The following is a 1,976-nucleotide window of genomic DNA, read 5'->3' as shown; positions in this document are numbered from 1 at the left end:
GTTTCTTTAGATGACATCAAAGGATGGTTTACTCATTGTTGCTACTGTACCTCACTAGACTGAGAAATGCTGTATCATCATTGGCTATTTCTTCATCAACGAGGTGTTGTTGTCCCTCGAAGGAAATGAGTACTTTGTTTTTTGAAGTCATTATCCTTTCTCTCAAAGGTGAGTGTGTTGCTTAAATACCGAACAGTGTGAGTTGCGTTCCGCTATTCTTGTTTTCTGTAGCAGAAGTTGTAGGTAGAGTATTTTTACTGGTTGTATTTGGGTTGGTACTTCTTTTCTTTTGGTTACGAGCGTTAGCAATCTGTCGCCGCACCTGTCGGTTTGGAAAATCCGCGACAAGCTCATTCAGTAGTTCTTTCAGAAGTGGTGGTAATTCTCCTAAGAATGACTCTCTTATCTTTTCATTAATAGGAAAATCTCCGTGGCTGCTTGCTGAGATGATGACAACCCGTCCTTCTGGATGACCGTCATCAGGTTTAAATGTTAGGTGCAGTTCTACAGTACATTTCTTGAAGATATAAGGTTCTTCTTGATGTTCGGATTGCAGATTGCTGAATTCTGTGGTTTCAGAACGATTATTTTCTTCATCTTTCTCTGCCAATTTATCATTATCTATTGAGTTGGATTCCGTGGTAGTATTTGATGAAGCAATAACTATTGATTTTTGAGTTTTAGTGGGAGAAAGTAGAGCTAAGTAAGGTTTTTGGGCTTTCCAGCGATCGCGGTCAAATAACAGTCCTAATTTTTGAAATCTTTCCTCTAGTGTTTCTTCATCTTCTGATTGAAGAGTGAACTCAATTAGCTTCTCGCTCGTTATCGATAGATTAGCAGCAGCAACTGCCTCTTCTGGTGTCAACCATTTCATTTGAGCGGTGTTATTTTATAGATTATCGGGTGCTGAGTGGGCGGTAGCCCACCGACAGGATGAAGTATCCTATAAATTACACGCTACAAGCTGTTCGATTCCTTAAACAACAATTAATTTAAGCAGATGAGGTTGCAGATAGCCTTTAAAAATTAGATGGCTATCTGCTTAAATTGAAAACTATGCCACTTTTTGAGCCTGAAAATCCTCCACTAACCGACTCGCGTTTTCACTCTCTTTCTGGAAGAATCAATACTTTTTGCCTGCGCCTTTTCTTTTCGTCCAGTATTTTGCGATTTGCGCTGCGTTGTAGTTGAATGAGTCTTCTGAGAGTTTGATGCAGTAGCACGATTAGAAATCACTTCGGTTGCAGAGGTTAGATTGGATGGCACTATTGCGTATTCAACTCTGAGTTTACGCTCAATCCGGGTGCCATCTACAGGAACGCCTCGTTTCCAGTCTGCTATGATTTTGCGTTTGTTTGGTGTAACAACTACCTTTTCTGTCCGGTACTCTGTCGGCAAGTCGCCAGGATTTACCAATACTTCGCAGCTAGGTGGATTTTCCTTGAGTCGGATGTGACGCGATCGCCCCATAATTTCTTGGGAAATTACTCCCATTGAGTGAAAGTATAGCAGAGTTTTGTCTAGACTGTGACGCCACCGTTCCAGCCGTTCAATCGCCTCAGTATGTAGTTGCACCAGATGTTTTAAGCGTGCTTTGACCGCACAGATTTCAGCATCTAGTTGGTCGGCTAACTCAGCTTGCGTGTCAGCAGTAATTTCCTGGTCTGTCTGATTTTCCCAGATTTCTTTTAGAATAGCATCTTCTTCTTCTGGAGTTTCAGCCATTTCCAATTGATTCCAAAGTTCGACCGCTTGTATCGAATATCTGGCTAATGAATTTTTTGCTAAATACATGAGTTACCACCTTCCGCAACTGTGAAAATAATCATCAATGATTTCGATGTGTTCGAGTATGGCTAACGTTCCTGCTGTGGGTTCGTCTTCCAAATTTTGAAGATTAATAAGCTGTTCGGCATTTAAATAGGGTATAATTAAAATAGGAAATCCGAAGAACAAAAAAAATATGCCAGCCAAAG

The 1,976-nt window shown here is 40.8% G+C and carries 3 protein-coding genes; all 3 read right to left on the bottom strand.

Going from position 1 to position 1,976, the window contains the following annotated elements:
• Positions 1–28: 28 nt before the first annotated feature.
• The 3 genes from ACLGGO_RS35380 to ACLGGO_RS35370 all read right to left on the bottom strand — a co-directional run bounded on the left by ACLGGO_RS35380 (position 29) and on the right by ACLGGO_RS35370 (position 1,794).
• A complete protein-coding gene (locus ACLGGO_RS35380) occupies positions 29–151 on the bottom strand; it encodes a hypothetical protein (RefSeq protein WP_446422823.1) in 123 nt (40 codons plus the stop codon).
• Positions 152–181: 30 nt separating this feature from the next.
• Positions 182–874, bottom strand: coding sequence for a hypothetical protein (locus ACLGGO_RS35375; RefSeq protein WP_446422822.1), 693 nt, complete (start codon positions 872–874; stop codon positions 182–184).
• A gap of 212 nt (positions 875–1,086) precedes the next feature.
• The gene (locus tag ACLGGO_RS35370; protein WP_446422821.1) at positions 1,087–1,794 is read right to left on the bottom strand and encodes a siphovirus Gp157 family protein; all 708 of its coding nucleotides are present in this window, start codon (positions 1,792–1,794) and stop codon (positions 1,087–1,089) included.
• Positions 1,795–1,976 lie beyond the last annotated feature (182 nt).

The sequence above is a fragment of the Coleofasciculus sp. genome, from assembly GCF_046565525.1.
In the GTDB taxonomy this organism is placed as follows: Bacteria; Cyanobacteriota; Cyanobacteriia; order Cyanobacteriales; family Coleofasciculaceae; genus Coleofasciculus.
Note: the sequence above shows the minus strand (reverse complement) of the source record. Positions and strands in the feature narration are given on the sequence as shown.